Raw genomic sequence first — 5275 nt, 5'->3', positions numbered from 1 at the left:
CCGTTTCACTGCCGAGTTCGGGATGGGATCGGGTGGGACCGGCACGCTATGGTCGTCAGGCAATTCTGCAGACCGGCTGCTGTCAGGCAGCCGGTCGTAATCGGGATCATGCTGTCGATACGTCTGTCGTATCCGGCGTCGTGCGACGCGAACCACTTGGGTGTTATATGGTCAAGCCTCACGGGCAATTAGTATGCGTCAGCTCAATGCATTGCTGCACTTACACACCGCACCTATCGACCTCGTCGTCTTCGAGGGCCCTTCAGGGAGCTCGAGGCTCCAGGGAAGTTTCATCTTGAAGGGGGCTTCCCGCTTAGATGCCTTCAGCGGTTATCCCGTCCGCACATAGCTACCCGGCGGTGCCATTGGCATGACAACCGGTACACCAGCGGTGCGTCCACTCCGGTCCTCTCGTACTAGGAGCAGCACTTCTCAAACTTCCGACGCCCACGGCAGATAGGGACCGAACTGTCTCACGACGTTCTAAACCCAGCTCGCGTACCACTTTAAATGGCGAACAGCCATACCCTTGGGACCGACTTCAGCCCCAGGATGTGATGAGCCGACATCGAGGTGCCAAACACCGCCGTCGATATGAACTCTTGGGCGGTATCAGCCTGTTATCCCCGGAGTACCTTTTATCCGTTGAGCGATGGCCCTTCCATACAGAACCACCGGATCACTAGAACCTGCTTTCGCACCTGCTCGACATGTCCGTCTCGCAGTCAGGCACCCTTATGCTCTTGCACTCATTGCACGATTTCCAACCGTGCTGAGGGTACCTTCGTGCTCCTCCGTTACGCTTTGGGAGGAGACCGCCCCAGTCAAACTACCCACCACACACTGTCCTCACACCGGATCACGGTGCGGAGTTAGAACGCCGATGATGCCAGGCTGGTATTTCAAGGTTGGCTCCGCCCCGACTGGCGTCGGGGTTTCAAAGCCTCCCAGCTATCCTACACAAGCAACATCAGCGTCCAGTGTGAAGCTATAGTAAAGGTTCACGGGGTCTTTCCGTCTAGCCGCGGGTACACTGCATCTTCACAGCGATTTCAATTTCACTGAGTCTCGGGTGGAGACAGCGTGGCCATCATTACGCCATTCGTGCAGGTCGGAACTTACCCGACAAGGAATTTCGCTACCTTAGGACCGTTATAGTTACGGCCGCCGTTTACCGGGGCTTCGATCAGGAGCTTCGCCCGAGGGCTAACACCATCAATTAACCTTCCGGCACCGGGCAGGCGTCACACCCTATACGTCCGCTTACGCGTTGGCAGAGTGCTGTGTTTTTAATAAACAGTTGCAGCCACCTGGTCACTTCGGCCGGTGGTCGCTAGGGCCGCGAGGGCCGTCACGATCACCGGCGCACCTTCTCCCGAAGTTACGGTGCCATTTTGCCTAGTTCCTTCACCCGAGTTCTCTCATACGCCTTGGTATTCTCTACCTGACCACCTGTGTCGGTTTGGGGTACGATCGCATGTTATCTGAAGCTTAGAGGCTTTTCCCGGAAGCGTGGCATCAGTGACTTCCAGACCGTGGTCTGTTCGTCTCGTGTCTCGGCTTCAGAGGACCGGATTTGCCTGATCCTCAGGCCTACGCACTTTCACCGGGACAACCAGCGCCCGGCTCACCTAGCCTTCTTCGTCCCCCCATCGCAATAACATCCGGTACGGGAATATTGACCCGTTTCCCATCGACTACGCTTTTCAGCCTCGCCTTAGGGGTCGACTCACCCTGCTCCGATTGTCGTCGAACAGGAACCCTTGGTCTTCCGGCGGGGCGGGTTTTCACCGCCCTTGTCGTTACTCATGTCAGCATTCGCACTTGTGATACCTCCAGCATACCTCACGATACACCTTCGCAGGCCTACACAACGCTCCTCTACCGCGCATCCAGAAGGATGCACCCGCAGCTTCGGTACCCGGTTTGAGCCCCGTTACATCTTCCGCGCAGGCCGACTCGACCAGTGAGCTATTACGCTTTCTTTAAAGGATGGCTGCTTCTAAGCCAACCTCCTGGCTGTCTGTGCCTTCCCACATCGTTTCCCACTTAACCGGGATTTTGGGACCTTGGCTGGCGGTCTGGGTTGTTTCCCTTTTCACAACGGACGTTAGCACCCGCTGTGTGTCTCCCACGCTGTACTCACCGGTATTCGGAGTTTGCCTCGGGTTGGTAAGCCGGGATGGCCCCCTAGCCGAAACAGTGCTCTACCCCCGGTGGTAATACGTGAGGCGCTACCTAAATAGCTTTCGAGGAGAACCAGCTATCTCCGAGCTTGATTAGCCTTTCACTCCGATCCACAGCTCATCTCAGCATTTTTCAACATACTTGAGTTCGGACCTCCAGTCAGTGTTACCTGACCTTCATCCTGGCCATGGATAGATCGCCCGGTTTCGGGTCTATTCCCAGCAACTAAGTCGCCCATTTAAGACTCGGTTTCCCTGCGCCTCCCCTATTCGGTTAAGCTCGCTACTGAAAATAAGTCGCTGACCCATTATACAAAAGGTACGCAGTCACCTAACAAGTAGGCTCCCACTGCTTGTACGCACACGGTTTCAGGATCTATTTCACTCCCCTCGCCGGGGTTCTTTTCGCCTTTCCCTCACGGTACTGGTTCACTATCGGTCAGTCAGGAGTATTTAGCCTTGGAGGATGGTCCCCCCATGTTCAGTCAGGGTTTCACGTGCCCCGACCTACTCGATTTCACAATGCTCGGATTTCGGCTACGGGACTATCACCCGCTATGGTCAGACTTCCCAGACTGTTCGCCTATCGGTCGCACTGCTTAAGGGCTGGTCCCCGTTCGCTCGCCGCTACTGGGGGAATCTCAATTGATGTCTTTTCCTCGGGGTACTTAGATGTTTCAGTTCTCCCGGTTCGCCTTCATGAGTTATGTATTGGCTCATGAATACTTACCTTGTGGTAAGTGGGTTTCCCCATTCGGAAATCGCCGGGTCGCAGGTCATTTGCCACCTCACCGACGCTTATCGCAGGCTGTCACGTCCTTCATCGCCTCTGACTGCCTAGGCATCCACCGTGTGCGCTTGATCGCTTGACCATATAACCCCAAGGGGTCCGGTCACGATCACACGACATTTCGCCGGATACGTACAAGACGTATCACAACTTTTACGTTGTCTGCCGGTCGGGTCACGACGCCTGCCGCAAAGGCAGGGTGTTCACCGACCGACAGGTCAGCATGATCCACATTGTTAAAGAGCGTACTGTCAAAAAGACAGTCAGAAATCATGTCGATGAGGTGTCATCATCATGACTTTTGACTGTGGTTTCATCAGGAAATACCAGAAGAACTGGCCATCGGGCTGTATGGTGGAGCCAGGCGGGATCGAACCGCCGACCTCCTGCGTGCAAGGCAGGCGCTCTCCCAGCTGAGCTATGGCCCCGACAGGTTGGTGGGTCTGGGCAGACTTGAACTGCCGACCTCACCCTTATCAGGGGTGCGCTCTAACCAACTGAGCTACAGACCCAGGCATCTTCGCTCTATCCGATCAGGCAATTTGTGTGGACGCGCTGGTTGCGTGAACACTTGTCGTTTAAGGAGGTGATCCAGCCGCAGGTTCCCCTACGGCTACCTTGTTACGACTTCACCCCAGTCATGAACCACACCGTGGTGATCGCTCTCCCGAAGGTTAAGCTAACCACTTCTGGTGCAGTCCACTCCCATGGTGTGACGGGCGGTGTGTACAAGGCCCGGGAACGTATTCACCGCGCCATTCTGATGCGCGATTACTAGCGATTCCGACTTCACGGAGTCGAGTTGCAGACTCCGATCCGGACTGAGGCCGGCTTTTTGGGATTGGCTTCACCTCGCGGATTCGCAACCCTTTGTACCGGCCATTGTAGCACGTGTGTAGCCCTGCTCGTAAGGGCCATGATGACTTGACGTCGTCCCCACCTTCCTCCGGTTTGTCACCGGCAGTCTCCCTGAAGTTCCCGGCCGGACCGCTGGCAAAAAGGGATAGGGGTTGCGCTCGTTACGGGACTTAACCCAACATTTCACAACACGAGCTGACGACAGCCATGCAGCACCTGTCTCTGCGTTCCCGAAGGCACTCTCCCATCTCTGGGAGATTCGCAGGATGTCAAGAGCAGGTAAGGTTCTTCGCGTTGCATCGAATTAAACCACATGCTCCACCGCTTGTGCGGGCCCCCGTCAATTCATTTGAGTTTTAGCCTTGCGGCCGTACTCCCCAGGCGGTCGACTTATTGCGTTAACTGCGCCACCAAACCCTCAAGGGGTCCAACGGCTGGTCGACATCGTTTACGGCGTGGACTACCAGGGTATCTAATCCTGTTTGCTACCCACGCTTTCGCGCCTCAGCGTCAGTGTCAGTCCAGAAGGCCGCCTTCGCCACTGGTATTCCTCCCGATCTCTACGCATTTCACCGCTACACCGGGAATTCCACCTTCCTCTCCTGCACTCTAGCCTGCCAGTTCCGAATGCCGTTCCCGGGTTGAGCCCGGGGCTTTCACATCCGGCTTGGCAAGCCGCCTACGCGCCCTTTACGCCCAGTAATTCCGATTAACGCTTGCACCCTCCGTATTACCGCGGCTGCTGGCACGGAGTTAGCCGGTGCTTCTTCTGTGGGTGATGTCCTTCATGGCGGGTATTAGCCGCCATGCCTTCTTCCCCACTGAAAGTGCTTTACAACCCGAGGGCCTTCTTCACACACGCGGCATGGCTGGATCAGGGTTGCCCCCATTGTCCAATATTCCCCACTGCTGCCTCCCGTAGGAGTCCGGGCCGTGTCTCAGTCCCGGTGTGGCTGATCATCCTCTCAGACCAGCTACGGATCGCGGCCTTGGTGAGCCGTTACCTCACCAACAAGCTAATCCGACATGGGCTCATCCGATAGCGCAAGGTCCGAAGATCCCCTGCTTTCTCCCGTAGGACGTATGCGGTATTAGCTCGGGTTTCCCCGAGTTATCCCCCACTACCGGGCAGATTCCCATGCATTACTCACCCGTCCGCCGCTCGTCAGCGGGTAGCAAGCTACCCCTGTTACCGCTCGACTTGCATGTGTTAGGCCTGCCGCCAGCGTTCAATCTGAGCCATGATCAAACTCTTCAGTTTAAAATGAAGCTTTGAGATTCTTTATCCGACACTGCAAAAGCAGTTTCGAAAGGCGAATCAATCCGGGCTCGAGTCAAAACTGGTACTCTTGACGAGTGTTCGTCTGCTCGAATATCTATGTGACTGGTGTCACGCGAGCCAGACGCCCACACAAATTGCCTGATCGACTTGTTAAAGAGC

Annotated in this window: 2 tRNA genes and 3 rRNA genes; all 5 read right to left on the bottom strand. The window is 55.9% G+C overall.

The window, feature by feature from the left end:
• Positions 1-60: ribosomal RNA gene (rrf, locus tag BM079_RS16465) — 5S ribosomal RNA — on the bottom strand; the annotation flags it as partial.
• A 107-nt stretch (positions 61-167) separates the two neighbouring features.
• A 23S ribosomal RNA gene (locus BM079_RS16460) occupies positions 168-3058 on the bottom strand.
• Between the two features lie 270 nt (positions 3059-3328).
• Positions 3329-3404, bottom strand: a tRNA-Ala gene (locus BM079_RS16455).
• Positions 3405-3411: 7 nt separating this feature from the next.
• Positions 3412-3488: transfer RNA gene (locus BM079_RS16450), tRNA-Ile, on the bottom strand.
• A 67-nt stretch (positions 3489-3555) separates the two neighbouring features.
• Positions 3556-5095: ribosomal RNA gene (locus tag BM079_RS16445) — 16S ribosomal RNA — on the bottom strand.
• Positions 5096-5275 lie beyond the last annotated feature (180 nt).

Source organism: Kushneria avicenniae (assembly GCF_900112585.1).
In the GTDB taxonomy this organism is placed as follows: domain Bacteria; phylum Pseudomonadota; class Gammaproteobacteria; order Pseudomonadales; family Halomonadaceae; genus Kushneria; species Kushneria avicenniae.
The sequence above is the reverse complement of the archived record's forward strand: the minus strand, read 5'-3'. Positions and strand labels throughout refer to the sequence as shown.